25 protein-coding genes are annotated in these 23,719 nt (G+C 61.0%); 20 read left to right on the top strand and 5 right to left on the bottom strand.

Annotated features, from left to right (window positions below; genetic code table 11):
- Positions 1-57: 57 nt before the first annotated feature.
- The 8 genes from ACYU70_RS22130 to ACYU70_RS22095 are packed head-to-tail and all read left to right on the top strand — an operon-like array spanning position 58 to position 7,832.
- The gene (locus ACYU70_RS22130) at positions 58-492 is read left to right on the top strand and encodes a type IV pilin protein (protein ID WP_342297144.1); all 435 of its coding nucleotides are present in this window, start codon (positions 58-60) and stop codon (positions 490-492) included.
- A gap of 14 nt (positions 493-506) precedes the next feature.
- Positions 507-1,046 carry a hypothetical protein gene (locus tag ACYU70_RS22125; RefSeq protein WP_342297142.1) on the top strand — a complete coding sequence of 180 codons (540 nt, stop codon included), beginning with the start codon at positions 507-509 and terminating at the stop codon, positions 1,044-1,046.
- Complete coding sequence (locus ACYU70_RS22120) at positions 1,046-2,497, top strand: GspE/PulE family protein (protein ID WP_342297245.1); 1,452 nt, start codon at positions 1,046-1,048, stop codon at positions 2,495-2,497. Before ACYU70_RS22125 ends, ACYU70_RS22120 begins: the two co-directional genes overlap by 1 nt.
- 46 nt (positions 2,498-2,543) lie before the next feature.
- Complete coding sequence (locus tag ACYU70_RS22115; protein WP_342297141.1) at positions 2,544-4,496, top strand: type II secretion system protein GspD; 1,953 nt, start codon at positions 2,544-2,546, stop codon at positions 4,494-4,496.
- 18 nt (positions 4,497-4,514) lie between these two features.
- Complete coding sequence (locus ACYU70_RS22110) at positions 4,515-5,768, top strand: hypothetical protein (protein WP_342297140.1); 1,254 nt, start codon at positions 4,515-4,517, stop codon at positions 5,766-5,768.
- A complete protein-coding gene (locus tag ACYU70_RS22105; protein WP_342297139.1) occupies positions 5,768-6,316 on the top strand; it encodes a hypothetical protein in 549 nt (182 codons plus the stop codon). Before ACYU70_RS22110 ends, ACYU70_RS22105 begins: the two co-directional genes overlap by 1 nt.
- Positions 6,297-7,274 carry a hypothetical protein gene (locus tag ACYU70_RS22100; RefSeq protein ID WP_460616131.1) on the top strand — a complete coding sequence of 326 codons (978 nt, stop codon included), beginning with the start codon at positions 6,297-6,299 and terminating at the stop codon, positions 7,272-7,274. Before ACYU70_RS22105 ends, ACYU70_RS22100 begins: the two co-directional genes overlap by 20 nt.
- 12 nt (positions 7,275-7,286) lie before the next feature.
- The gene (locus ACYU70_RS22095) at positions 7,287-7,832 is read left to right on the top strand and encodes a hypothetical protein (protein ID WP_460616130.1); all 546 of its coding nucleotides are present in this window, start codon (positions 7,287-7,289) and stop codon (positions 7,830-7,832) included.
- A 705-nt stretch (positions 7,833-8,537) separates the two neighbouring features.
- On the opposite strand, the gene ACYU70_RS22090 is transcribed toward ACYU70_RS22095, so the two are convergent.
- From ACYU70_RS22090 to ACYU70_RS22080, 3 genes are read right to left on the bottom strand one after another with little or no spacing between them, the layout of a single operon-like run.
- On the bottom strand, positions 8,538-8,810 hold the full coding sequence (locus ACYU70_RS22090) for a hypothetical protein (RefSeq protein ID WP_342301151.1): 273 nt from the start codon (positions 8,808-8,810) through the stop codon (positions 8,538-8,540).
- Between the two features lie 50 nt (positions 8,811-8,860).
- Entirely contained in the window at positions 8,861-9,646 is a 786-nt protein-coding gene (locus tag ACYU70_RS22085) for a Fic family protein (protein WP_342301149.1), read from the bottom strand.
- Positions 9,643-9,945: a hypothetical protein gene (locus ACYU70_RS22080; protein ID WP_342301147.1), complete on the bottom strand. Its 303-nt coding sequence runs from the start codon at positions 9,943-9,945 to the stop codon at positions 9,643-9,645. Before ACYU70_RS22080 ends, ACYU70_RS22085 begins: the two co-directional genes overlap by 4 nt.
- A 424-nt stretch (positions 9,946-10,369) precedes the next feature.
- On the opposite strand from ACYU70_RS22080, the gene ACYU70_RS22075 reads away from it, so the two are divergent.
- The 3 genes from ACYU70_RS22075 (at position 10,370) to ACYU70_RS22065 (ending at position 13,341) form a co-directional block, all read left to right on the top strand.
- Entirely contained in the window at positions 10,370-11,281 is a 912-nt protein-coding gene (locus tag ACYU70_RS22075) for an ArdC family protein (RefSeq protein WP_342301145.1), read from the top strand.
- Positions 11,282-11,698: 417 nt separating this feature from the next.
- Positions 11,699-12,118, top strand: coding sequence for a hypothetical protein (locus ACYU70_RS22070; protein ID WP_342301144.1), 420 nt, complete (start codon positions 11,699-11,701; stop codon positions 12,116-12,118).
- Positions 12,119-12,159: 41 nt separating this feature from the next.
- Entirely contained in the window at positions 12,160-13,341 is a 1,182-nt protein-coding gene (locus tag ACYU70_RS22065) for a hypothetical protein (protein WP_342301142.1), read from the top strand.
- A gap of 278 nt (positions 13,342-13,619) precedes the next feature.
- Here ACYU70_RS22065 and ACYU70_RS22060 read toward each other — a convergent pair whose 3' ends face one another.
- Together ACYU70_RS22060 and ACYU70_RS22055 are read right to left on the bottom strand one after the other, a co-directional pair.
- Positions 13,620-14,483, bottom strand: coding sequence for a sigma-70 family RNA polymerase sigma factor (locus tag ACYU70_RS22060; protein WP_342301140.1), 864 nt, complete (start codon positions 14,481-14,483; stop codon positions 13,620-13,622).
- A 584-nt stretch (positions 14,484-15,067) separates the two neighbouring features.
- Positions 15,068-16,042, bottom strand: a complete 975-nt coding sequence (locus ACYU70_RS22055) for a replication initiation protein (RefSeq protein WP_342301138.1) — start codon at positions 16,040-16,042, stop codon at positions 15,068-15,070.
- A 1,194-nt stretch (positions 16,043-17,236) separates the two neighbouring features.
- Between ACYU70_RS22055 and ACYU70_RS22050 the strand changes: the two genes are divergently transcribed.
- From ACYU70_RS22050 to ACYU70_RS22010, 9 genes are all read left to right on the top strand, one after another.
- Entirely contained in the window at positions 17,237-17,581 is a 345-nt protein-coding gene (locus ACYU70_RS22050; RefSeq protein ID WP_342301136.1) for a hypothetical protein, read from the top strand.
- A gap of 10 nt (positions 17,582-17,591) precedes the next feature.
- Positions 17,592-17,882 carry a hypothetical protein gene (locus ACYU70_RS22045; RefSeq protein WP_342301134.1) on the top strand — a complete coding sequence of 97 codons (291 nt, stop codon included), beginning with the start codon at positions 17,592-17,594 and terminating at the stop codon, positions 17,880-17,882.
- Positions 17,883-17,892: 10 nt separating this feature from the next.
- Entirely contained in the window at positions 17,893-18,228 is a 336-nt protein-coding gene (locus tag ACYU70_RS22040) for a hypothetical protein (RefSeq protein WP_342301132.1), read from the top strand.
- A 28-nt stretch (positions 18,229-18,256) separates the two neighbouring features.
- The gene (locus ACYU70_RS22035) at positions 18,257-18,592 is read left to right on the top strand and encodes a hypothetical protein (RefSeq protein ID WP_342301131.1); all 336 of its coding nucleotides are present in this window, start codon (positions 18,257-18,259) and stop codon (positions 18,590-18,592) included.
- A 77-nt stretch (positions 18,593-18,669) separates the two neighbouring features.
- Entirely contained in the window at positions 18,670-19,164 is a 495-nt protein-coding gene (locus ACYU70_RS22030; protein ID WP_342301129.1) for a hypothetical protein, read from the top strand.
- Positions 19,165-19,247: 83 nt separating this feature from the next.
- A complete protein-coding gene (locus ACYU70_RS22025) occupies positions 19,248-19,535 on the top strand; it encodes a hypothetical protein (protein WP_460616129.1) in 288 nt (95 codons plus the stop codon).
- Positions 19,536-19,862: 327 nt separating this feature from the next.
- The gene (locus ACYU70_RS22020) at positions 19,863-20,654 is read left to right on the top strand and encodes a glucose 1-dehydrogenase (RefSeq protein ID WP_342301125.1); all 792 of its coding nucleotides are present in this window, start codon (positions 19,863-19,865) and stop codon (positions 20,652-20,654) included.
- Positions 20,655-20,885: 231 nt separating this feature from the next.
- The gene (topA, locus tag ACYU70_RS22015) at positions 20,886-23,210 is read left to right on the top strand and encodes a type I DNA topoisomerase (protein WP_342301123.1); all 2,325 of its coding nucleotides are present in this window, start codon (positions 20,886-20,888) and stop codon (positions 23,208-23,210) included.
- A complete protein-coding gene (locus ACYU70_RS22010) occupies positions 23,180-23,542 on the top strand; it encodes a hypothetical protein (RefSeq protein WP_342301121.1) in 363 nt (120 codons plus the stop codon). The genes topA and ACYU70_RS22010 overlap by 31 nt, the downstream gene beginning before the upstream one ends.
- The last annotated feature ends 177 nt before the right edge of the window (positions 23,543-23,719 follow it).

The raw sequence follows: 23,719 nt of genomic DNA, 5'->3' as shown, positions 1-23,719 counted from the left end.
AGTTATTTCTTTACTTTTAGCCCCCGATTGTTTATCGTCCTTTCATTTGCCTACTCCATGGTTTTTTCTACCCCTGCTATTCGGAAGTCCGTTTCCGCGGGTCGCCTGCCGGCGTTCACCCTCACCGAGCTGCTCATCGTCCTGGTTATCATCGGTATTCTGGTGCTGATGGCCCTGCCCGCCCTGATGCCGCTGATTAGCCGCACCCGGAGCGTGGAAGCCAAGCAGATGCTGACCCACCTGCAGGCACTGGAAAAAACGTATTTCTACGAGCACTCGCGCTACACCAACAGCCTGGACGACATCGGCTTCGAGCAGGAGAAGCTGGCCACCGAGAACGGCAAGGCGAACTACCAAATCGTGATTACCGCCGCCGGCCCCACCACCTTCGCCGCCCGCGCGACCTCGGTGGTCGATTTTGACGGGGACGGGGCCTTCAACGTGTGGGAAATAGACCAGAATCAGAACCTGGTCGAGGTCACCAAAGACTAGGCCCCGTACCTGCCATGGAACAGTATCTACCACTGGGAATTGCAATCGGGGCCGGCAGCATTCTGGCTTTGATGTGTTACCAGGATTGGCAGGCCCGCAGCATCAGCTGGCCCGCCTTTCCGGCGTTGGGCGTCGCCTTAGTGGCGTTGCATCTTTTGCGAACCCCGGCGGCCGAGGTCGTCGGGCAGGTAGCCGTGAGTTGGACGGCCCTGGCCATCTTGCTGACCGCGCTCACGGTCTACGTGCGCCTGCGCTTCCGAGGCCTGCGCCTGCGGGACTGCTTGGGCAGCGGCGACGTGCTGTACTGGGTGGTGGCGGCCCTGTACTTCGCCCCGGCGGAATTTCTGCTCTACTTCCTGGGGAGCTCGGTGGTGGCTCTGGTCACGGCGGCCGTGGCGCAGTGGCGACGGCCGGCCGCCCCCGCGGCTTTTCGCATTCCCCTGGCGGGGGTGCAGGCCGCGTGTCTGCTGCTGGTGCTGGGCATTCAGACCCTGGTGCCGGCCTGGCCCGCCCCGGGGTCGGACCTTGACCGGCTAACGCTGCTGCTGCCGTGATGGACGCCGAGCCCCTGGTTATCGCCGCCGAACTGCTGCCCTTGCTCAACGCTCAACTGGCGTGGCATTACCGCGTGGTGCCGTTTTCAGCCACCGCCCAAGAGCTGGAGCTTTACACCGAGCCGGACCGGGCCACCCCGGCGCTGGCCGAAGAGTTGGAAGTGCTGCTCGGCCGAGCCGTGCGCCTGCGCCCCGCCCCGGTGGCGCAGATAGAGCGCACGCTCAACAAGTATTTTCTGCGGCAAAATACTGCCGGGTCCGCGGCCCCCGGCCCGGCCGCGGCGGTCAGCAAGGCCGTGGCCGCTTCCGACGACTTTCTGCTGCAGCTCATCCAGGAAGCGCGCAACCTGGCCAGCAGCGACATTCACATCGAAGTGTACGCGGCCAAGGCCCGCATTCGCATCCGCATCGACGGGCAGCTGGTGGAGCGCTACCACCTGCCCCGAACCGACTACCCGGCGCTCATCAACCGGGTGAAAATCATGGCCGGGCTCGACATTGCCGAAAAGCGCCTGCCGCAGGACGGCCGCTTGTTCATCGCCGCGGGGAGCCAGCAGAAGATGGATGTGCGGGTGTCGGTGATGCCCACCCTGCACGGGGAGAAGGTGGTGCTGCGCCTGCTCAACAACGAGGCCGTGGCCGTGGAGCTGTCCTCGCTCGGCTTCCACCCCGACGATTTGGCCACCTACCTCGAAGGCGTGCGCCGTCCCAAGGGTATGCTGCTGATTAGCGGACCCACGGGCTCGGGCAAAACCACGACGCTCTACGCCACGCTCAAGCTGCTGAACCTGGAAAGCCGCAACATCCTCACCATCGAAGACCCCATCGAGTACACGCTCGATGGCGTCAACCAAGTGCAGCTGCGGGAAAACATCGGCCTGACCTTCGCCGCCGCGCTCCGCACGTTTCTGCGCCAGGACCCCAACGTCATCATGGTGGGCGAAATCCGGGACCCGGAAACGGCGGCCATGGCCGTGCGCCTGGCCCTGACCGGCCACCTGGTTCTCTCCACCATCCACACCAACTCGGCCTGGGGCACGGTCTCGCGCCTGATTGATATGGGCGTGCCGGCCTACCTGGTGGCCAATACGCTCAACACCAGCGTGGCCCAGCGCCTGCTGCGCCGCCTCTGCCCGGTCTGCAAGCGCGAGGAGCCGTTCAGCCCGGCCCTGTACCCGCGGCGGTTCGTGCCCTTCCGGCCGGTGGCCGCCCACTCAGTGGCAGTGGGGTGCGAGCAGTGCCACTTCACCGGCTACCGGGGCCGGCAGGCCGTGTACGAAGTGATTCCCTTGGATGAAGAATTAGCCGACCACCTGAAAGCCAACAACCTGAATGTGTCCCACCTGCTGGCCGAGCGCGGCATTATTTCGCTCGCGGAGAATGCCTTCGCTTTATTCGAACGGGGGGAAACGACCTTGGAAGAAATCTACCCGTTACTCTTTGGCAACTAACCGACCGGAGCGCCTCCGACCACTCGGCTGGCTCCTTCTCTTTCTCGTGCTGCTGACGCCGCGCGCGCAAGCGCAAACCGCGTCGACCAGCAGCACGTTTCCCAGCACCGACCGCTTCACCGTTATGGGCCGGCGGCTGCAGGCCCTGGGCGACTCCACGGCCCCGGGCCTGAACCAGCGCGCCAGCCTCTCGGTGGCCGGGGTGTCCATTCAGGAGTTCCTGCGGGGGCTGGCCGAAACCCACAGCCTGAACGTGAGCATCGACCCGGCCCTGCAGGTGAAGGTGAGCAACAACTTCACGGACGTGAAAGTGGTGGACCTGCTGTTGTTCCTGGCCCGGGAATACGACCTGGACGTGCGCGTGACCGGCAATATCATTGCTTTCTACAAGTACGTGCCGACCCCCGAGGCCAGGCCCGCGCTGCTCGCCAAGAAGCTGCGCCTGACCTACGATGGCCCCCAGGACCGGTTCACCGCCGACCTGGCCGGCGATAGCCTCAGCAGCTTCGTAAAGCAAGCGACCCAACTTACCAAGCGCAACATCGTGCTGGCTCCTGGACTAGGCGGGCGCACCATCACGGGCTACGTGGAGGCCCTGCCCCTGGCCCAGGCCCTGGACCGGCTGGCGTATGCCAACGCCCTGCGCCTGGTGCGCGTCGACGACCAGTCGTACGTGTTGCAATCCACGGAACCGGCCGCCGGTACAGCCACGGCGGCTACTGCGGCCCGCCCCGCCCGGACTGGCCGCGGTACGGCCGGCAATGGCGTCGGATTATCCAACCCCGGGCGCAGCAGCCTGAGCGGGGCCGACGTGGTGGTGGCCGCCGGTGCCGACGGCCAGTCGCGGGTCAGCATCGACGCCGACAACGTGCCCATTGGCCAATTGCTCACCGACGTGTCGCTGGACATGGGCGTCAACTACGTCCTGTTCTCGGAGCTGACCGGCAACACGACCATGCACATCCGGCAGCTGGCCTACGCCGATTTTCTGGCCCTGCTGCTGCAAGGCACCACCCACACCTTTGAGTTCACGGCGGGGCGCTACGCCATCGGCGGGCGGGCCCTGGAAGGGTTTCGGCGCTCCAGGGTGGTCAAGCTCCAGTTCCGGCCGGCCGACAAGCTGGACGAAGTCATCCCGACCGAGCTTAAGAAGGGCGTCGAAATCAAGGTGTTCAAGGAGCTCAACAGCGTCATCCTGAGCGGGAGCCCGCCGCAGATTGACGAAATCGCGGAGTTTCTCAAGAGCATCGACAAGCCGGTCGTCAACGTGCTCATCGAAGTAATTGTGGCCGAACTCCGCCGGGGGCACACCGTGAGCACCGGCATCAGCGCCGCCCTGGGCGACTCCACCGTCAAGACCGGCGGCACGGTCTTCCCGGGCCTGGACATGACCCTCAACTCCAAGAGCATCAACTCGGTGCTCAGCAAGCTCACCTCGCGGGGCCTGGTGGACCTGGGGCGGGTAACGCCGAATTTTTACGTGACGCTGCAGGCCCTGGAGCAGAACAGCTACCTCAACATCCGCTCCACGCCCAAGCTCGCCACCCTGAACGGGCACGAGGCCAGCCTGAAAATCGGTCAGTCAGTGTACTACGTCGAAACGGTGCAGAACGTGAGCGGGGGCGTCACGCCCATCATCACCCGCAGCCAGGTGTTCAAGCAGGTCTCGGCCGATTTGTCGATTAAAATCAACCCCATGGTGTCGGGCGACGACAACATCACGCTGACGGTGGACGCGCAGTTTTCGGATTTCATCGACCCCGTCATCGTGGGCGCGCCCCCCGGCAATGCCACCCGGCAGTTCACGTCCATGATTCGGGTGAAGAACGAGGACATGATTGTGCTGGGCGGGCTGGAGGAAGTGCGCAAAACCCGGAGCGGTTCGGGGGTGCCCATCCTCTCGCGCATCCCCATCCTGAAGTGGCTGTTCAGCTCGCGCCGGGATGCCAAGCAGACCAACAAGCTGGTTGTATTCATCAAGCCCACCATCATGTACTAACCCGCGATGCGCTTACCGATGGTCTTTTCTGCCCTGCCCGCCGTCACCGGCGTGGCGCTCACCTTCCAGGCGGACGGTAGCTGGCGCGCTGATTTCTGCGGAATCAGCCGCCAGCGCGACCTGGTGCGCCTCACCCAGCAGGGGCAGGACCTAACTTCGGCCGCCGCGCTGGGCGAAGCCCTGGCCCCGGGGCCGGTGCCGCTGGCCCTGGTGCTGGCCGGGCGCGGGGTGCTGTGGCGCGCCCTTCCCGGTCCGGCCCCGGAGTCGGCCGCCGCCCGGGCGGAGCCACTCATGGCCGCGCTGCCGGGCGTTAATCTGAGCGACTTTTACATCCAGTACCAGCCCGGGGCGGGGGAGACGCAGGTGGCCCTCATCCGCCGACAGTTGCTGGACGCGCTGCTGGCCGAGCTCCACACGGCCGGCCTGTGGGTGGTGGCCGTCAGCCTGGGGCCGTACGATTTTGCCACCCTGCTGCCGTATCTGCCCGCGGCGGCCCAACGCCCGGTGCTGGCCGTGGGCGATTTTCAGGTGCGCCTCAGCGCGGCCGGCGATGGCCTGGCGGCCGTCGAATACCAGCCGGGCGAGGAAGCGGTGCCGGCGGCCTTCGCGGTGGGCAACGACGTTTTTTCCTCCCGCCAGGTCCTGCCCTACGCGGCCGCGCTCACGGCATTGGTGCAGCCGCCGGCAGCGGGGGAGGAGCGGCTGCCAGTCCCCCGCGTACGGGAACTCCGGGCCGAATGGAGCTATCGCGGCCTCTACCAGCGCCTGCGCCTGGCCGTGCCCCTGGTCATCCTGGTACTATTGCTGACCAACTTCTTCGTAGCCCAGCACCTAATCGACGAGCGGGACCATCTGACGGCCCGCCTCGGCAATAACCAGCACCTGCTGCAGCAGGTGCAGCAACTGCGCCAGAGCACGGCCCAGAAACACCAGTTTCTCACCAGCACCGGCTGGGCTCAGCCCTCCTGGAACAGCGTCTGCGCCGACCGGCTGGCCGCTTCCATGGCCCCCGGGCTGACCCTGCTCAGCCTAGACGTAGCGCCGGCTTCGGCGGGCGGCGGTGCCCAGCCGCAAGCAACGTTTCAGCCCGATTTGGTGACGGTCAAGGGCCAGTGCCGCGACGCCCAGCAGTTTAACGCCTGGCTGCAGCGCATTACCAAGCGGACGTGGGTGCGGGCCGTGCGCGACCAGAATTTCACCTACGACTATGCTGCCGGCGTGGGCACGTTCACCTTTACGCTGGTGATTAAACCCGCCGTGCTCCTCTCCTGATGCGAACCCTTACCTACCGGCAGCGCACGGCCCTGGTGCTGGGCGCGGGCCTGCTCTTCTTCGTCATCGTGTGCGCGGGTTACCTGCAGCCCACCTTCGCCCTGTGGCGCAGCAACGTCGCGCAGGCGCAGGCCCTCGTGGAGTTGCAGCGCGCTCCCGAACAGCTCCAACAGCTCACGGCCCAGGCGCGGGCCGACGCCTGGCTGATGCGCGGCTACCGCATCGACACCACCCGCCAGGAAGGTTATCTACTCAACCAGCTCAGCCAAACCGCGCGCCAGTACGGCGTGACGTTGGCGGCCCTCTCGCGCGGGGCAACCCTGAACCACGCCGGCTACCAGGTGCAGACGCGCATTGCCAAGCTGCGAGGCCCGTTCCGGGGGCTGGTCCAGGCCGTGCACAGCCTGGAGTACGAGCGCCCGGTGGGCCGGCTCGCCTCGGTGCGGTTCGTGGTGGAAGAAGACCGCAAGCAACGCCGCGATTTTCTGTTTGCCTACCTTTATTTACAAAGCATTTCCCGCGAAGTCCATGAGAAGCCTCTGCCGTAATTCCTTGTTGCTCCTGTTGGGCGCGGGCCTAATGGGGCTATCGCTGGCCAGCTGCGACGACCTCATCGAGCCGGATATTTCGGCCCGGCACGTGTTACTGCTCACGCCCACCGACAGCAGCCGCACCGCCGTCGTGGTCCAGACCTTTCGGTGGGAGCCCGTGGCGAATGCCCGCAGCTACCGGATTCAGGTGGCATCGCCTTCGTTCGCCAGCCCCACCAAAGCGTTCCACGACTCGACGGTGACCCGCACCTTCTTCACCACGACCCTGGTGCCGGGTGCCTATCAGTGGCGGGTGCAGGCCGTGAACGGGAGCTACGAAACCGCGTTCAGCACCCGGGGCTTCCAACTCGACACCACCACCCGACTGACGGGGCAAACGCTACAGCTGGGATTGCCCGCCGCCGGGGCGGTGACCAATGTCCCGGTCGTCAACTTTAGCTGGACGGGCCTGCCGATGGCCCAGCGCTACCAACTAGTTATCTCGCCTAATCCGCGGGCGGGGGGCGGAGCTGCCCTGGATACGCTGGTGGGTACGGCCACGGCCGTTAGCCTGCGCCTGCCGCGCACCAGTCAGGTGTACCAGTGGCACATCACGGCCCTAAACGCGAATAGTTCGGCAACCTCGGCCACCCGAACCGTGGAAGTAGACGTGACGCCGCCCGCCGCTCCAACCCTGGTGAGCCCGGCGGCTTCGGCCTTGTTTCTGACCTTGCCGGTAACACTCACCTGGTCCCATCCTTCGACGGATGTCGTGCGGGACAGCGTGTTCTTCTACGAACCCAACCAGACAGCGCTTTTCAGCGGTTTTCCCAAGGCCAGCAGCGGCACGACGCTGGTGTTGCCTGCGCCCGCCATTCCGCTGTCCACCGGCACCTACTACTGGTCGGTGCGCTCCGTCGACCGGGCGGGCAACGTGGGGCCGGCAGCTGCCAAAAGGCCTTTTATCATCCAATAACGCGGGTCCCGAGTGAAAAATAAGCGTTTGCTCTACGTGCTGCTGCCAGCGGTGTTGGCCATCTGGGGCCTTATTTTTCAGCGCCTCTGGTCAGCGGCGGAGGGTGGTCCGGAGGCGGCGGTAACGGAAATAACCCCACCGCGCTTCATCCACCGCCCGGTAGCCTCGCACGGACCACCAAAATTGCTGCTGAATTACGTCGACCCGTTCAAAGGCGGGAAGATAAACCCGCCCCTTTCGGTAGGGGTGGCCGGACCAGTGAATAGCCCCATACGAGCCGCCACCCCCGCTCCAGGGCGGGCGCTTAATTTTCCGGTGGCAGCGCCCGCCGTACCGGTTCCTCCCGTCGTGTGGCCCTCCCTCAAGTACATGGGCTCTATCAACAATACCCGGCAAAATACCCGGATTGCGCTACTGGCAATTGATGAGAAAGAGGCCATGCTCAAAGCTGGCGACGAGCGACAAGGTATCGTGCTGACGAAGATATTCCGTGATTCGGTGCTGGTGGTCTTTCAGGGGAAAAAGAAAACCATTATCCGCAATCTGTCGCCGCAATAGCCATCCGCAGCTGTTGAAGCGGAACTGGGTAGTAGCTTCGACACAGCCTGCGATTGGTTGAGCACATTCTAGAGGCCCGCAGCATAGTATTTGGCCTGTAGATGGTGCCACACATTGGTCAATACGTGCTGAAGCCGGCAGTATTCCAGTTTATGGTTGACGAATAAGCCCGGGTACTTGCGTCAGCAGTCGGGCTAACAGCTGCTCAAAATGGCTACGACCGCACACCAATCCGTTGGGCCGGCGGTGCGGCAATCACGCCCTCAGGTAAGGGCTGCTATGCTTATTGGCTGCCGTAGTGGTAGAGTGTCCTGCTTGCGCGGCCGATGGCTGATGTAGGTGAGGTTTAATTGCTGGATTTGGTTAAAAGTTTGGTGCAAGGTTGAACGGAAGCCCATCAGGCGAACTTGTCAACGTGCATTGGCTCTGCAGCAGTGGGCCCAGAAAGGCACGCCATACTGGGCCTAGTACTGTGCTAAGTTCTGCCCTCTAGTAAGCAATTGAATAACAGTGACAATCGAGGGCCGGTAGGCTAGTCTATTAGTAGTTGAGCCGTGGTTTCTGACCCAGTCTAATGAGCCAAATGTATAGAAACCGAAAGTACTTGCGGGGAAGGGTTTAGGAATTGCAAACGCGAATTTTGGACAAACCTTTTAACAAAGGCTAATAATACCTTCCCAACAGGCAGGCTGCCCCCACTCTAAGCTATAATAGGCCCGTGGTAGTACCCACAATGTGGCTGCGTTCTTCGGGTGAACCCTGCTGAGTTTCGTACTGCACATAGTATTCCAGGTGGGTGCCGGGTGCAAAAACATCCGTGTCGAGGTAGGGCGAACGGGCATTGATGGCCACGCGCTGCCATGGGCTGCCTTCCCCACCAGCGCGGCGGAATACGTGAGCTACTTCAAGCATTTCTTTGGAGAAAGCCAGGTGACGACCTTCGGGGGTAAGCGTTAGTTCTACTTTGGCCGTGGACATACGAAGGATAAAGTTGGTGAGTAAGAAACAGCCATTGCTGGCTGTAGCCATCAGGAATGAGCAGGGGGCGGAGCTGCCGAAAGCTGATACGCCAGCGACTTACCGTGCTGACCTAGCATGAAATCAATGAATACCGCTAAATCCTCCGCCACTCGGCTTTGCTCCAGCGCCTCGAAATACGCTTGGCGGTCTTCCCGAAACACGATGGTCAACGGCTGGCCATAGTAGCGCTGCACGTAGTTCATGAGCAGTCGGGAAGTGCGCCCGTTGCCGTCGTTGAAGGGGTGAATACTCACCAGCCGCTGGTGGGCCTCGAAGGCTAGCTCCAACTGCTCGCGCAGGGTGGCGGCCGCCGGCATCCGCTCGCGCAGTTCCCCCACCAGAGCCGCGACCAGGGCCGGCACCTTTTGCGCATTGGGAAACGAGCTGGCCCCGACGATAAACACGTTGTTGCGGCGCAGGTCGCCCTGCGTGGGGTCCACGGTGCCCAAAGCCGTGTTAATGAGCCGGCCGGTGCTGCGCATGACAGACCCTGCCAGTTCCCGCAGGAAGGCCGGGCCGGGCAGCTGCTGCGCGTCGGCCCGCTCCAAGGCCAGGTCGAGGGCGCGGGCGTGGTCGCCCAGCATGTCGTAGCCCTCCAGGGGCTTGCCCGGTCCCAGGATGGGGGACTCGCCCAGTAGAAAATCCATTGCTTCGAGCACCGTCACCCGGGAGCCCTCAATCATGGTGGAGTGCGCCGAAACCATCACCTGACTAAGCTGCTGGCTCGTTTGCTGGCGCACCGGAGGCAACTGCTGTACCAGTCCGGTCAGGCGTTCAATCTCGGCCCACGTCATGCAGCCTGCCGCAGGGTGGCCGCCCGCAGCGCCGCCACGTCCACCGTAGCCAGGGGCAGGGGCGTGATTAGGCCCGCACCGTGAATCAGGTCGCCGGCCCAGGCGGCCAGGTCGTGGGCGTAAATCATGCGCCGTCCCGCCTCATCCTGGTACTCGGTTTTGCCGCGCATAAAAGCTTCCAGGCTTGGGCGCAGCGCCGACGGCACCTCCACCAGCGCCTGGTCGGGGTGGGTGGGGCTGAGCAGCGAGTTCAGGTAATCCCGTAGGGCCTGATAAGCAGCTTGGCTGGCAGATGTCATGGATTGAAGGAAAGTGAGCAGGCGGCTGAAAGCGTTACCAAAAGTAGCAAATCCACGGCTAATGCCCATGCTGAGCGATGGAGTAGCCGCTTTAGCAGGGGTAGGCAGTTGGGCGAATCCCTCCGGGCCGGGCTGTGCGGCGCTCCGGCGGTGCCTGCGGTCCTGCGGACTGAACCCCTGCCATCCCTTTCGCGAACCAAAGGAAAAAGCCGGGCGACCAATTCACAGCCGCGTCAATGAGTACCGGACGAATAATACCTGAGATGAGCAATAAAGAACAAAAGGGAAAAATCAGAATCCGTGCCAAATACAAGGGTATAATAATCAATAATTGACACTTTAATTTACATATTATTGAAACATTAATGCAGGTTTTTGCGTTTAAATAGTATAAGCAGCAAGCATAAAACCAACCTGTTAATTCATGAAAAAGCCCGCTCCTTTTGCTCCCCGCCCCGACGTTTACGAAATCATCACCAACCGCATTATTCTGGCGTTGGAGAACGGCGTGACCCCGTGGAAGCAGCCGTGGAACGCCGCCCACGGCGCGCCCCGCAACTACCGTAGCAAGCATGTGTATCAGGGCGTAAATGCCCTGCTGTTGGGGATGCTGGAGTATGAGCACCCGTATTTCCTGACCTACAACCAAGCCAAGGAGCTGGGCGGGCAGGTGCGCCGGGGCGAGAAGGGCATGCCGGTGGTCTTCTTCACCGTGACCAAGAAGGAGGACGGCAAGGGCGAGGAGAAGAAAAAGGCTTTCCTGAAATACTCCACGGTGTTCAACGTGGCCCAGATTGATGGGGTGGCGTGGACGTTTCCCGCGCTGCCCAGCCGTGAGCACACGCCCGAGCAGGCCGCCGAGCAGGTGCTGGCCGGCTACGTGGGTGGTCCCCGGGTGCTGCATAAAGGCAGTGAAGCCATGTACCGCACCAGCACCGACACCGTGACCATGCCCGAGGCCAGCGACTTCCACACGGCCGAAGACTACTACCACACCCTGTTTCACGAGTTGACTCATTCCACCGGCCACGCCAAGCGGCTGGACCGGGCCACGCTCACCGAATTAGCAGCCTTTGGCAGCGAAACCTACGCCAAGGAAGAGCTGGTGGCCGAGTTGGGGGCCTCGTTCCTTAGCCACGCGGCCGGGCTGGACTTAACCCGCACCGAGCCCAGCAGCGCCAGCTACTTAGCCAACTGGCTGCAAGCCCTGCGCAACGACAAGCAGTTGATTATTTCGGCAGCCAGTCAGGGCCAGAAAGCCGCCAACCACATTCTGGGCATCGTGCCCAGCTACGAAGCGGAGGAAGCCCCCAGAGCCGAAGCCACTCCGCAGTAAGGCCAACAACCGCCCGGTGGAGCTATTCCGTCGGGCGGCCACGGGGGCAGGCAACAAAAGGAAATTGCAATTGCAAAAAAGCAATTGTTAAAGCTATACAAGAGGGAAAAATTCGACCGTAATACTATCGCCGTACTCAACTTAAACAATCAATAATTATCACTATAATTTAAATAAAATTGAAATATTATTGCTGGATTTGCGTTTTATAGGTATAAGCAACGAACTATAAAACAGCTATTTATCAATGGTTGACGAATCTTTTGATTTAGCCCCCGGCGAGGTTTGGGCCGACCGATTTGACCCCGCCGACGAAGCGCCTAGCGCACCTCCGGTAGTATCCGCCGCTGAGCTCGCAGCATGGGAAGCCGCCCCGTGGTTCTAGCCGCACTTTTCACCTCAAACCCGTTTTCCAGTATGAACGCCCCCGCCACTTTCCGCCCCGCCCGTCGCATTCCCGCTGCTCGCCTCGCCCGGCTCCGCGCTGCCAACGCCGCCAAACGTCAGGCCCGCGAGGATGCCTGGCAAGCCCGTCAGGATGCCGCTGCGCAGCTGACCAACCCGGTGCCCGAGTTCGAGGCCGCGCCCCGCTTAACTATGCTGCCCGGTGGGCTGCATTGGTCGGCCCAGCAGCCCGTGCCAGCGGTAGGGGCCACGGTAACGGTGAACCGCGACGGCCACCAGGAGCGGGCCGAGGTGAAGGGCTACACCCATGCCGCCGGCTTTTTGGGACTGGTAACTGAAACTACTCACTACGCCAAGTCCGCCAGCCGCCGGATGCGCAGCAGCCCCCGCGCCGGCGTGGTATTCGGCAGCCAGTTAGCCCTTGCCGCCTAGTCCCCGGCTCTTCTTTTCACTACTCCCTTTTCCCATTCGATATGATAACCCCAGCCCCCGCCGCCAAGCAGCCCCGACTTAGCTCCTTTGATTGGGCCGGTGACCCGCAGCAGTGCCCGCAGTGGGTAGGATTCCTCTCCCGAACCGGTTTACCGGCTGGCCTCCAATGGTCCGGCAGCGGCGAGGTGCCCACCATCAGTGCCCGGGTTCACATCTACCTGAACGGCATCGGACCGGCCGAAGTGAAAGCGTACTTTCACGGCGAGGGCTGGCTAGGCGTCCTTTGCCAGCCAGACACGATGCCGGAGCACCTACGGGGTTCAGGCGTAACGCTGGGGCATTTTTTCGGCCGGGAGTTGGAGCCCTACATGCCCGGTCCAGCGGCCCCCGCCCAAGTGCCCGAAGTGGTAGAAATCATCTCGCAGGACTACCGGGTGATTTCGGCCCCGCTTTACTACCGCAACCTTCACACCGGCCGCATTACCGTGGTGTACGGAGGACTGGCCGACTACTACGGCTTTTATGAGGTAGAAGCTTTCACCGGCACAGACCGGCAGGACGCGGCCCAGCTGGCCGACCCGGCCAATTGGCAGGAGATTCCCGAGCACCGTTACCTAGAGGTTCACGAGAACAGCCACGAGCGCAAGGAGCCGCAGCTTTTCGCCCTTCGCGCCGGTACGGCCGACCAGGTGGACTATCTGACCGCGCAGTTTTCCGGACCATTCCGAATCCCCGGCCGCGAACCGTACACGTTCGAGCAGTACGACACGCTCAGCGCCTTAGCCGAGGAAATGAAGCAGCAGGGGGCGCAGTACCGGGGCCGCATCGTGGAGAAAAACGAGTGGCGAACCTGGGTTGCGTTCGAGGAAGAAATGGGGGGCAGCGGGGAGTGCCCTTGGGAGCGCCTAGAGCTTGACTTGGGCCAACTGCCGCTGGACAGCTATGCCTACATTTCCGGCCGGCGGGTCACGCCCGGGGAAGGGGAGGGCAACGGCCGGGTAACGCTTTGGCAGCAGCCCAGCGGGCAGTACTACGTGGAAATCGAGCCCCGCTTTCACTACGGCCCGAACTATCCAACACTGACCCCGCTAACGCTGGCCGAGGTGCAGGAGCGGTATTCATTCGACTTCACGCCCAACGGCCAGGAGCCTGCGCCGGCTGAGCACGGCGACTGGATTCCGGAGTACCCGCCCCAGGAATGCGACGAGCTGGCCGACAACTAGGATAGCACCGACTACCCGGAGTACCCGGCCGACGAGCAGCGCGACTAGCTGATGCTCACGGTTTTCAGCGCCCACGCCCACCGTGCGGCAGCCAGTGGGCGTGGAGAATGCGCCAGGGCCGGTATCCCCGCCCGCCTGAGTACTTAACGAAAGCGCCCCGGTCAGCTGGCCGGGGCGCTTTCATTTGGGGACCGGTGGCCGCCGACAAAAGGAAAAACCAGCGTGATGTTTAACAACACCCCTACTACTGAAGCGGGCCATCAGGTAGACCGCCGCGGCTAGGCCAGGTACGGCTTGAGGGCCTTCGAGCGCGTGGTGTGCTTGAGGCGTCGAATGGCCTTTTCCTTAATCTGCCGCACCCGCTCGCGGGTTAGGCTAAATTGCTCACCAATCTCCTCCAGCGTTCGCGCCGTGTGCCCATTCAGCCCGAAGTGGAGCGTCACGACATCCGCCTCGCGCAGGGTCAGGGTCGAGAGGGCCCGCTGAACCTCCCGGCGCAGGGAGTCGTCTAGCAAGCCGGCATCGGGGCTTTCGGCGTCCGCATTCACCATCACGTCGAGCAGGCGGTTTTCCTCGCCCTGCACAAAGGGCGCATCCATCGAGACGTGGCGCCCCCCGATTTTGAGCGTGTCCGCCACCTCAGAGGTGCTCAGCTCCAGCAGCTCGGCAATCTCGTCGGCCGAGGGCTCGCGCTCGAACTTCTGCTCCAGCTCCGAGAACGAGCGGCTGATTTTGTTGAGCGAGCCCACCCGGTTCAGGGGCAGGCGCACGATGCGACTCTGCTCGGCCAGGGCCTGCAGGATGCTCTGGCGAATCCACCACACGGCGTAGGAGATGAACTTGAACCCTTTCGTCTCATCGAAGCGCTTGGCGGCTTTAATCAGCCCCAGGTTGCCCTCGTTGATGAGGTCGCCCAGGGTCAGGCCCTGGTTCTGGTACTGCTTGGACACCGAGACGACGAAACGCAGGTTGGCTTTGGTCAGCTTTTCGAGGGCCATCTGGTCGCCCTCGCGGATGCGCTGAGCCAGCTCGACTTCCTCGTCTATCGACACCATGCTCACCTTGCTAATCTCCTGAAGATACTTGTCGAGTGACTGGCTTTCGCGGTTGGTAATCTGCTTGCTGATTTTAAGCTGTCTCATGCGGTAACGCTGCTACTTGTTTTGGTTTCAAAGGGGTGTAAGGCCCAGCCCCCGGCGCTTGGCGATAAGGCTGGGCCCAACGGGTATCAAGATGCTGAGCGGCAGAAAGGTTCACGACGAGGGTAAACCGGGGCACTTTCACGTTTCGAGCTGGAGGCGGCGCTAAGAGGAAAAATCGTCGTTGAGAAGTAGCCGGGTTGACACCAGCAGGCACTCCTTGGCCTTCGGCGTCAATGGCAATGTGCCCCCGGTTACCTTGGAGCCAAGGCACTAAACCATGAGCCTTCAGGCAAAAAAGGCCGGCCAGAAATTGCTTTCTGGCCGGCCTTGCCGGGTATTACCGCATTCTTCCTGACTCAATGAGTGCCTCAGGTTGCGCCCGAAGCCACTGGTAAGTACGGTCTAGTACCGGCATAAGGGAGTGTGAAGAAACCGCGCTGGAATTCAGCCTTAACTAACTGATTAATAGTCAAAAAAGGCATAAAAATCATTAACATTTTGTACTGTTTTTTACTCTTAATCACCCCGAATATGAGCTTTTGCCAGAGCAGGCTCCACATGTACTAGTCTTTATACTGTCGCGGTTACTTTTTGACGGGTGCCGCTTGAGATTTGCGAAGCCCCACCACAGTTAAAAACAGTCCCCCAGGATTAGTAGATGCTTTCACCTTACCCGTTTTGAGCTTGTAGCAGAAGGCAAAAAGCTCATCCACCATGCGCGCTTCGCCGAGAATCTGCTCAATCAGCCGGGTGTCCCGGATATCGAGCTCCGCCAGCCGCTGCCGTGCCATCTGCAGCCGGGAGTCATCCAGGGGCTGCTCGAATGGCAGGGGCAGCTGATGAGGCTCCTGCTGCTTGATTTGAAAGCGGATACTCTCGAAGGAGCGGCCCTTTTTGATGAGCTCGTAGCCGATGTGCAGGTCCGTATTCTGGTTGATTTGTGTCACCGCCACGTCGAGCACGTACTTCTGGAACATGGACACCTTGGTGTACTGCTCCGGCTCAACCCCCTTGGGGTCTTTCAGCGCCAGCATCACCTTAAGGTCGTGCAGCGTGAAGGTGCGGGTTTCGGATTTGTCTTTCCACTGCGAGGCAATCTGGTAGATGCGCTTGGCGTACTTGCTGCTCAGGCTAAAAGCCGCCTGCAAACGAAAGGACGTGAAGTTGCGCTTTAAGTCGATGAGATACGGGCGAATCTTCTCCGAGATTTCCAACTCGATGACGCCCTCACCCTTCATGTACTCCGCCGAGGCCAGCAGGCCCACCTGCAGAATGCGCTTGTTGTCTTCAATCACGTATTCCCGGGTACGCAAGGCCGACGTAGCTTCCAGAAACTGCTGGTAGTTCCACTGCCGGCCGGTGAGATGCTGAAGGTCCAGTACTTTCACCCGGTAGAAGGTGCCAATGCGGTCTTCTTTCTTTAGGAGCGAGAGGAGGTAGAACACGATGTCCATCTCGCAGGCGGTCATCTCGTAGCGCGCCGTCGTGATGGCGTTGTGCTGTCGAATTTCGAGCCCGGTGGAATTGGCTATAGCAGCCGCAGTATCAAGACCTTGCATGGGGGTGGGAAAGTGGTAGTATAGGCGAAGATAACAACGAGATGTCAAAAGGAAAGACTAAAAGAAAGTTTTCCCTTAAGGTTCTTTCTTTTCACTTATAAAACCTTTCCTCTGGACTTATAAAACCTTTCCCTTCGCTTATAATCCCTTCCCTTTAGACTTATAAAACCTTTCCTTTGACTTATAAAACCTTTCCTAAGTGCCTCCATAGGCCATGAAAATCAACACGTTACAAGCCCTACAAATAAGACAAATAACTAACAAATCTCACAAGCTTGTGACGAGGACAAAAAAAGGCTTTTAAAAGGTCTGACGGCGGGTGGGCCGGGGACCAAAACAGAAAACAACAAAATCGGATGCCCACCCATTAAAAAACAGTGATTGTACTTTATTTATATTAAATATGATACAAATAAAGTAGAGGGCATCCTTTGGCATTTGAACAGCCCTTCTGAAGCAGCTTTAAACCCTTCTATAAAGATACCAACTGCCTGAGAGCAGGAGATAACAATGACGAAAGGAAAGGTTTTATAAGTCTCCCACTGGCCCATTGATGACTTGCTCACGGCCGTCAATTCCTCCGCAGCTGAGGCACTAGGCACGATTCATCTTCGAAAAGAAAGGTTTTATAAGCCTGCCAATAGGTTTTCACTAACCTTTGAGTAAGCTAAAAGAAAGGTTTTATAAGCCGATTGCGAACATTTACCCAACTTTTCGCGCAGCTTATACTGTACTAAGGGAAAGGTTTTATAAGCCAAAAGTGTGGTTTAAGCGCCAGAAACGAAGATATTCAGGACTTCACTCACTACCTACTTTCCTTGAGCGACGGGAACACCTCTTCCTAGGCCCATATCGAACCGCCCGGACGAGCATGAGCTGCGTGGACATACTTGCGAGGCGGCAACCGGGCTGTTACCAAGGCGAAGACAAATAGCTAGCCACCAAAGCCCTGTACAGGGTAGCATAGACCAGCAGTTTAAAACGGCAAGACCGGACCGACTGAACGCATAAGCACCCGGCCAGTGGCCAGTACCGGGCTGGATTTCCAAAAAAACGAGAGGGGAAAAGTTATTCAGAGAGCCTGCTTACACCACTAATTAGTCAATAATTGATAATATAATTTAAATAAAATTGAAACATTAATAATTGATTTCACGTTTAATAAGTATCAGCAACGCACTAAAAAAGCCGTTTATGAGCGCCAAACCCGAAATCGTCGAAGAAGCTTATACCATCTTATCACAATTGGGAGGACGTCGCTTCCTGGTGATAACCGGGGCCGATAAGCTCATGGCCGCCGGACGGACGGCCAGCAACCCCAATCCCTGGCTGCGCATGGACCTGCGCGACAACCAGGCCCGGGTGAACCGCCTGAAAATTACCCTCATGCCCACCGACACCTACAAGGTGGAATTTTACCACCAGAAGCTGGTCGACTGGGAGCCGGTTATCACCAACCAGCAGACGTTTGAAATGGTGTACGGGGAGGACTTGCCGGCCCTGTTCACTTCGGTCACGGGCTACGATACCCACCTTTAGCCCCTGCCTGATGCGTGCCAGCGAAGCCCCTACCATCACCCACCCGGGCTGGAACCAGTACCGCAGCCGGGTTATTGCCGCCATCACCGACGTGGAAATGCTGATGCAGCAGTTGGGCAGAGGCCTGGACAGCGACGGCCTGACTGCCGAAGTAGCCCAGCGGCTCGGGCTCCACATCAATACCCAGCCTGATTTCGACGTGCTCAGTGCCTTGGTGCGGGCGGTGCGCCCCATCGGCCGTGAGGCGCTACGGGCTACCCGCGAGGACCAGGGCGGTCAGTTTTCTCTCCTGCTACTTTAACCCTGCTACCATGCCCCAGCTCCATGATTTAGTTGTTGGCGATGCCGTGTATTACGCCCGGGAGCGGGCCGTGGGCCTGATTTACACCACTTACGAGCGGGGCCGCCACGAGCGCCCCGGCGTGCAGCTGCTGCTCAGCGACGGCCGTGACCTGAGCGGCTTCAGCGCCGAGGAGGCCGACCAGTTTTTGCAGCCTTTGGGCGATACGGGCCTGCGCTACGAGTTTGCCAACGTGGGCCAGCTGGCCCGCGACTACCAGCGCGGCGTGTTCGGCCAGGCCTTCCACAACGCCCGGGTACTACTGCTCGCGCGGGAGCTGGCCAGTTCTGAACCACCCGTTAGGTAGCCATTTTCTCCCTTTTGTTCTTTTTGCCATGCCTCCGACCACTCAGCCCTCTCAGAATAGCCCCGTTTTCGCCCCGCAGCTGGCTTACCTAGCCGTTGAACAGCAACCGGCCGACTCCCCCGAAGCGCAGCGCCTGGAGCAGTTGCGGCAGCTTATTGAGGCCGCGCCGGACACGACCGACCTGCGCGAGTTTGCCGATGCTGCCCGCCAGCTGCTGGGTCCCGGCTACCGCGTGCACTGCGGCAGCTCGCACGTCTGGATAAAACGCGACGACCAGTCCGAGCGCCTGGCCATCGTGGCCGACCGCTATACCACCGCCTACCGCGAGTGGGATATCCCTTTACCCACCTTGAGGCTAGAATAGGCGCTTATAAAAAGTGGTTTTTCAGTTCCGGCTTTGCCTTAACTTGCCTCTCCAACGCTTGACCACTACACCCCGGCATGTACAACTTTCAGAGCCTCACGAAAAAAGACTGGGCCACCGATTATGGCTTTCGCAAAGCCCTTGAGGCGGACCCCGGCACGATGAAGTTTGCCGGGCAGGCCGTGGGGACTGGGCGTCGGGACATCGTGGAATACTGGCAGCGAGAAAAAAATCACTACCGGCTCTGGGAGCTGCTGCTCTACATGGGCAGCCACACCGTACCGCAGACGGTGGCTTACTTCGACCTGCCGGCCGACACGGCAGAGTTTCTGCGCTGGGTGTACAATGACGTTTCCCACGAGCAGCGCGAACAGGTCGAGGAAATGGTGCAGGGCTTCGCCAGCGGTTTCGACCAGATGAATTTCTTCCCCTACTCCGAGCTCTACTCCATCTGGCAGCGGGCCGACGAGCGCGAGGCCCGCGACGGCAATGTGCTGGTGTTCCTCGACCGCATCACTGAGCCGGACGGAGCGGAGATTGTCCGCTATCAGGCGCCCAGCTTTTTTGAGTAGCCGAACTACGGGGCGGCGGGGGCCGTAATGTTGCAAAAATTGACTAATCTTTGCTCGTGTTAGACCTCTTTGCGGCCCCGGCTATGCTTAAACCAAGTTCCTATAATTCGCTGGCCGAACTGATTCACGCCCTGGGCATGCGCAGCGATACGGCCCGGCACATCGGCATCTCGCACAACACGCTCAACGTGCGCATGTCCAAGCCCGGCAGCTTCACGCTGGATGAGCTGGTGAAGGTGGCCGAACTGGCTAAATCCGACCTGCTCACCATGACCAAGCTGGCCCAGAAGCAGATGGACAATCCCGTGGAGCCGCCCGCGCCGGCGCTGGGCCGCCCGCGCTTCAAGAAGAATCAGCCCGACGCCGGGTAAGCCTGACTGAGGACGCGACGCAGGTTATTTTTTGCAATTGGGTACCTGGTGCGGATAAGTGGGGGCCGGGCAACTACTGCGCGCACAGGACCTTGTTGGCCTGCCGCCTAGGGTTCCAGAGTTCACTAGAGGCGCTCCCCGGCAACCAGGAGCAATGCGTTAAACAGTTGGTGGGAAGATGACTGTCGAGCTAACCCTTGAGCTATACGGGCCAAACAAATCCTGGAAAACGGGCTTTTGAAAAGGTGCTCCGGCCCGCTGTAAGCGGCCGGGAGGTACTGACGGGCCAAGCCGGCCCGCCTCGCCGTTCACCATTTACCGTTTTTTATGAGCCAGTTTCAAGAGAAAAGCATCATCATCACCGGGGCCGCCATGGGCCTGGGCCTGGCCGCGGCCAAAGAACTCGCCGCCCGCGGGGCCAACCTCGTGCTGGTCGACTACAACCAGGCCAGCTTAACCAAGGCCCAACAGGAGATTGCCGCCCAAACGCCGGCGGCCCGCCTGGTCACCGTCGTGGCCGATGTATCGCAGGAAGCGGCCGTCAAGCACTACGTCGACGAAGCGGTCAAGGCCTTCGGGCGCATCGACGGCCTTTATAACAACGCCGGCATCGAGGGCAAGCAGGCCAGCATCGTGGACTACGACATCGACGTGTTCAAGAAAGTCATCGACATCAACCTGATGGGCGTGTACTACGGGCTGCGCTACGTGCTGCCCGTCATGCAGGCCCAGCAATACGGGCGCATTGTGAACGTGGCCTCGGTGGGCGGCATCCGCGGGGTGCTCAACCAGATGCCCTACGTGGCCAGCAAGCACGCCGTGTCGGGCATGACGAAAAACGCCGCCCTGGAGTACGGGCGCTACGGCATTATCACCAACGCCATTGCCCCGGGCGCCATCCTCACGCCGATGGTGGCCGGCGCCTTCAAACAGGTGAACCCGGCCGACCCCAAGCAGGCCGAAACCGAATACGCCCAGCGCAACCCCACCAAGCGCCTGGGCCTGCCCGAGGAAGTAGCCAGAGTGGTGGCCTTCCTGCTCAGCGACGAGGCCTCCTACCTCAACGGCCAGACCATTGCCATCGACGGGGGCGAGTCGAATATGTACGGCAACAGCTAACCCGGCGAGCGCCCGTTCGGCCCGGCCGGACGGGCGCTCGCGTTCGGTGGTCCCGCGCTGCGCGAATAAGGTTCGGCTAGCTTTTAGTCAGGAAACGCCTAGCTCAGGCAGCAGCTTCGCGACCATTCGTAGCCAGTTTCCGCACTTCACCCCCGACTTTTTACCACTCGTCCTTTTTTCTCCGAAGGGCTAACCGGGCTTGGTAGTTTCGCTGCGTACTAGCCACGCAGCATGAAGCTTATAATTGTCGAAAGCCCCAACAAGATTAAGAAAATCAAGGGCTACGCGGGGCCCGAATATGAGGTGGCCGCGTCAGTCGGCCACATCCGGGATTTGCCCGTGGGCGGGGGCGACATTGGCATTGACCGCGAGCACGGCCACGCCCTGAAGTACGTCATCAGCGACGACAAAAAGGCCGTGGTCGCCAACCTGCGCCGCCTGGCCAAAGCTGCCGGCCCCCAGGGCGTGTATCTGGCCACCGACCCCGACCGCGAAGGCGAGGCCATTGCGTTCCACCTCTGCGAGGTGCTGGGCCTGGACCCGCGCACGACCAAGCGCATTGCCTTCCAGGAAATCACCGAGAAGGCCATCAGGGCCGCGCTGGCCGCGCCCACGACGGTGGACCTACACCTGGTGCACGCCCAGGAGGGCCGCCGGGCTGTGGATAGATTAGTTGGCTTTACCATCAGCCCCGTGCTGAACCGCAAGCTGGCGGTGGGCCTCTCGGCCGGCCGGGTGCAGTCGGTGGCCGTGCGCCTGGTGGTGGAGCGGGAGCGGCAGATTCAGCAGTTTACGGACACGTTCACCGTACCGGTGGTGGCCACCCTGCAGACCAGCCACGGCGAGCAGCTGCGGGCCCGTCGCACGGCCCCACCCTTCACCGCGCTCGACCAAGCGCAGGTGTATTTGCCGCCGGTCGGCCACGGCGCGGGCTTTGGCGTACTGAACGTGGAGAAAAAACCGGTAGAGCGCCAGCCCGCGCCGGCGTTCTCCACCTCGACGCTGCAGCAGGAGGGCGTGAAAAAGCTCCGGTTTACCGTGCAGAAGGTGTCGGACCTGGCCCAGAAGCTGTTTGAGGGCGGCCACATCACCTACATCCGCACCGACAGCGTGAACCTGGGCGAGGAGGCCACCCAGCAGGCCCAGGCGCAGATTACGGCGCAGTTTGGGGCCGGCCAGTTCCAGGCCCGCCAGACCAAGAACAAGGACGGCGCGCAGGAGGCCCACGAAGCCATCCGCCCCACCCACTGGGAGCAGGCCAGCGCCGGTGACACGCCCGACGAGCAGGCGCTCTACCGGCTAATTTACACCCGCGCCCTAGCCTCGCAGATGCTGGCTGCCCAGTACGACCACACCACGATAACCATCGCCCCGGCGGCCGATGCCGTCGACACCTACACCAGTGCCACCCGCGTGCTCACCCGTGCCGGCTACCTGGTCGTGTATCAGGACGCCGAGGAAGAAGGGGAGGAGCCCGACGACGAAGCGGAAATGACGCTTAAACACCCGGTGCAGGAGGGAGAGGCGCTGACGCTAATAAAGCTGGAGGCGCGCCAGAGCTTTGCCCGGCCCGCCAAGCGCTATAACGAGGCGACCCTAGTCGCGGACCTGGAAAAGCAGGGCATTGGCCGCCCGAGTACCTACGCGTCCATCCTGCGCACGATTTTCGCCCGCAAGTACATCAGCACCGGCAGCGTGGCGGGCAAGAAGCTTACGGCGCAGGTGCTAACCTGGCAGGGCGGGCAGTTGACCACCAGCCAGCGCAGTGAGACGCTGGGCGCCGATAAGGATAAGCTGTTGCCCACGGCCACCGGCACCCAGGTCACAGAGTTTCTGGAGCGCAACTTCCCCAAGGTGATGGACTACAAGTTCACTGCCGGCTGCGAAGCCGTGTTCGACAAGATTGCCCGGGGCCAGCAAACCTACCAGCAGTTCGTGCCGATGTTCGACCAGAACCTGCTGGGCTGGGTGGTCGCTGCCGACCAACTCACCCCGGACCGGTCCGAGTTGCAAAAGCGCCTCATCGGCCACTTCGAAGGCGCGGAGATGCTGCTGGGAACCGGCAAAAATGGCCCCTACATTCTGCATGATGAGAAATACTACAACCTTCCCGAAAGCATCAGCTCTGCGCAGCTGAGCGAGGCGCAGGCCCAGAACCTGATTGCTCAGCGCCGGGCGTCGGCTCCTCGCGAGGTGGTCCAGCACGAGGGCAAACCGGTGGTGGTAGGCCAGGGGCCGAAAGGCGTTTACCTGAAGTGGCGCGAGCAGTATTTCAACGTGCCGGCCGGTATCACGGTCGCGGCCGTTACCCCGGCCCTGGCCGTCAATTACCTCATCAAAGCCCAGGCGGAGGCCGCCAAAAACGTGCTGGCCACCGTGGGCAAGTATACCATTGGCCGCAACGAGTGGGGCCTCTACGTCACCGATGGGGAGGTAAAAGCTAAGTTTAAGCCCGACTGTACAGAGGAGCAGGCCCGGGCCACCACGGCCGAGCAGGCCGCCGAAATGATTAAAAGCTACAAAGCATGGAAGAAGAAAAACGCGGGCCGGAAGTAGCGCCCCTGAGCTTTCCCGACCTGAGCCTAGCCTTGCCCTATCAGGACGCGCTGCTCTACGCCCAGAACCGATTGAAGATGATTGCCCGGGGCGGGCTACTGCCGTTTTGCGAAGCGCACAGGTTTCCCTACACCACCATCATCAACCTGAAAAACGGCAACCTGAAGAAGGAAGAGCCCCGGTTGCTGCACCGGCTGCTGCGTAGCCTCGACGTGCAGAACGAGTTGCTGCAGTTTCCGCCGGATAGCCCTAGCCAGCGGTTTTTGCTGCCGGATGGCGAGGCGCTGGCTACCTTCCAGGCGCAACTTGCCTGTCTTACATCTACGGACTGAGAGTGCGTATCTAATAAAGGAGCAAGCGTAGTCTTGCAATCAAGCTGCCGCTGGCCGTGCATAGCGCGGCCAGCGGCAGCTCGCCGCGCATTAGCTTCGAGCGGCCCACACCCGGCATGCGAGGTGTTTTCGGGCTTTCGGTGCTGGTAATGCCCTTTTTTGTGACTCTCCTGATGC

Source organism: Hymenobacter segetis, assembly GCF_054776495.1.
The sequence above is the reverse complement of the archived record's forward strand: the minus strand, read 5'-3'. Positions and strand labels throughout refer to the sequence as shown.

What these genes read in the sequence shown, in the direction of transcription:
- ACYU70_RS22100 (WP_460616131.1), top strand. Translation starts at nt 6,297, where the DNA reads ATGAGAAGCCTCTGCCGTAATTCCTTGTTGCTCCTGTTGGGCGCGGGC.
- ACYU70_RS22040 (WP_342301132.1), top strand. Translation starts at nt 17,893, where the DNA reads ATGCCCCAGCTCCATGATTTAGTTGTTGGCGATGCCGTGTATTACGCC.
- ACYU70_RS22010 (WP_342301121.1), top strand. Translation starts at nt 23,180, where the DNA reads ATGGAAGAAGAAAAACGCGGGCCGGAAGTAGCGCCCCTGAGCTTTCCC.
- ACYU70_RS22090 (WP_342301151.1), bottom strand. Translation starts at nt 8,810, where the DNA reads ATGTCCACGGCCAAAGTAGAACTAACGCTTACCCCCGAAGGTCGTCAC.
- ACYU70_RS22065 (WP_342301142.1), top strand. Translation starts at nt 12,160, where the DNA reads ATGATAACCCCAGCCCCCGCCGCCAAGCAGCCCCGACTTAGCTCCTTT.
- ACYU70_RS22080 (WP_342301147.1), bottom strand. Translation starts at nt 9,945, where the DNA reads ATGACATCTGCCAGCCAAGCTGCTTATCAGGCCCTACGGGATTACCTG.
- ACYU70_RS22085 (WP_342301149.1), bottom strand. Translation starts at nt 9,646, where the DNA reads ATGACGTGGGCCGAGATTGAACGCCTGACCGGACTGGTACAGCAGTTG.
- ACYU70_RS22025 (WP_460616129.1), top strand. Translation starts at nt 19,248, where the DNA reads ATGCTTAAACCAAGTTCCTATAATTCGCTGGCCGAACTGATTCACGCC.
- ACYU70_RS22060 (WP_342301140.1), bottom strand. Translation starts at nt 14,483, where the DNA reads ATGAGACAGCTTAAAATCAGCAAGCAGATTACCAACCGCGAAAGCCAG.
- ACYU70_RS22070 (WP_342301144.1), top strand. Translation starts at nt 11,699, where the DNA reads ATGAACGCCCCCGCCACTTTCCGCCCCGCCCGTCGCATTCCCGCTGCT.
- ACYU70_RS22020 (WP_342301125.1), top strand. Translation starts at nt 19,863, where the DNA reads ATGAGCCAGTTTCAAGAGAAAAGCATCATCATCACCGGGGCCGCCATG.
- ACYU70_RS22110 (WP_342297140.1), top strand. Translation starts at nt 4,515, where the DNA reads ATGGTCTTTTCTGCCCTGCCCGCCGTCACCGGCGTGGCGCTCACCTTC.
- ACYU70_RS22120 (WP_342297245.1), top strand. Translation starts at nt 1,046, where the DNA reads ATGGACGCCGAGCCCCTGGTTATCGCCGCCGAACTGCTGCCCTTGCTC.
- ACYU70_RS22035 (WP_342301131.1), top strand. Translation starts at nt 18,257, where the DNA reads ATGCCTCCGACCACTCAGCCCTCTCAGAATAGCCCCGTTTTCGCCCCG.
- ACYU70_RS22030 (WP_342301129.1), top strand. Translation starts at nt 18,670, where the DNA reads ATGTACAACTTTCAGAGCCTCACGAAAAAAGACTGGGCCACCGATTAT.
- ACYU70_RS22045 (WP_342301134.1), top strand. Translation starts at nt 17,592, where the DNA reads ATGCGTGCCAGCGAAGCCCCTACCATCACCCACCCGGGCTGGAACCAG.
- ACYU70_RS22130 (WP_342297144.1), top strand. Translation starts at nt 58, where the DNA reads ATGGTTTTTTCTACCCCTGCTATTCGGAAGTCCGTTTCCGCGGGTCGC.
- ACYU70_RS22055 (WP_342301138.1), bottom strand. Translation starts at nt 16,042, where the DNA reads ATGCAAGGTCTTGATACTGCGGCTGCTATAGCCAATTCCACCGGGCTC.
- ACYU70_RS22075 (WP_342301145.1), top strand. Translation starts at nt 10,370, where the DNA reads ATGAAAAAGCCCGCTCCTTTTGCTCCCCGCCCCGACGTTTACGAAATC.
- ACYU70_RS22105 (WP_342297139.1), top strand. Translation starts at nt 5,768, where the DNA reads ATGCGAACCCTTACCTACCGGCAGCGCACGGCCCTGGTGCTGGGCGCG.
- ACYU70_RS22050 (WP_342301136.1), top strand. Translation starts at nt 17,237, where the DNA reads ATGAGCGCCAAACCCGAAATCGTCGAAGAAGCTTATACCATCTTATCA.
- topA (WP_342301123.1), top strand. Translation starts at nt 20,886, where the DNA reads ATGAAGCTTATAATTGTCGAAAGCCCCAACAAGATTAAGAAAATCAAG.
- ACYU70_RS22125 (WP_342297142.1), top strand. Translation starts at nt 507, where the DNA reads ATGGAACAGTATCTACCACTGGGAATTGCAATCGGGGCCGGCAGCATT.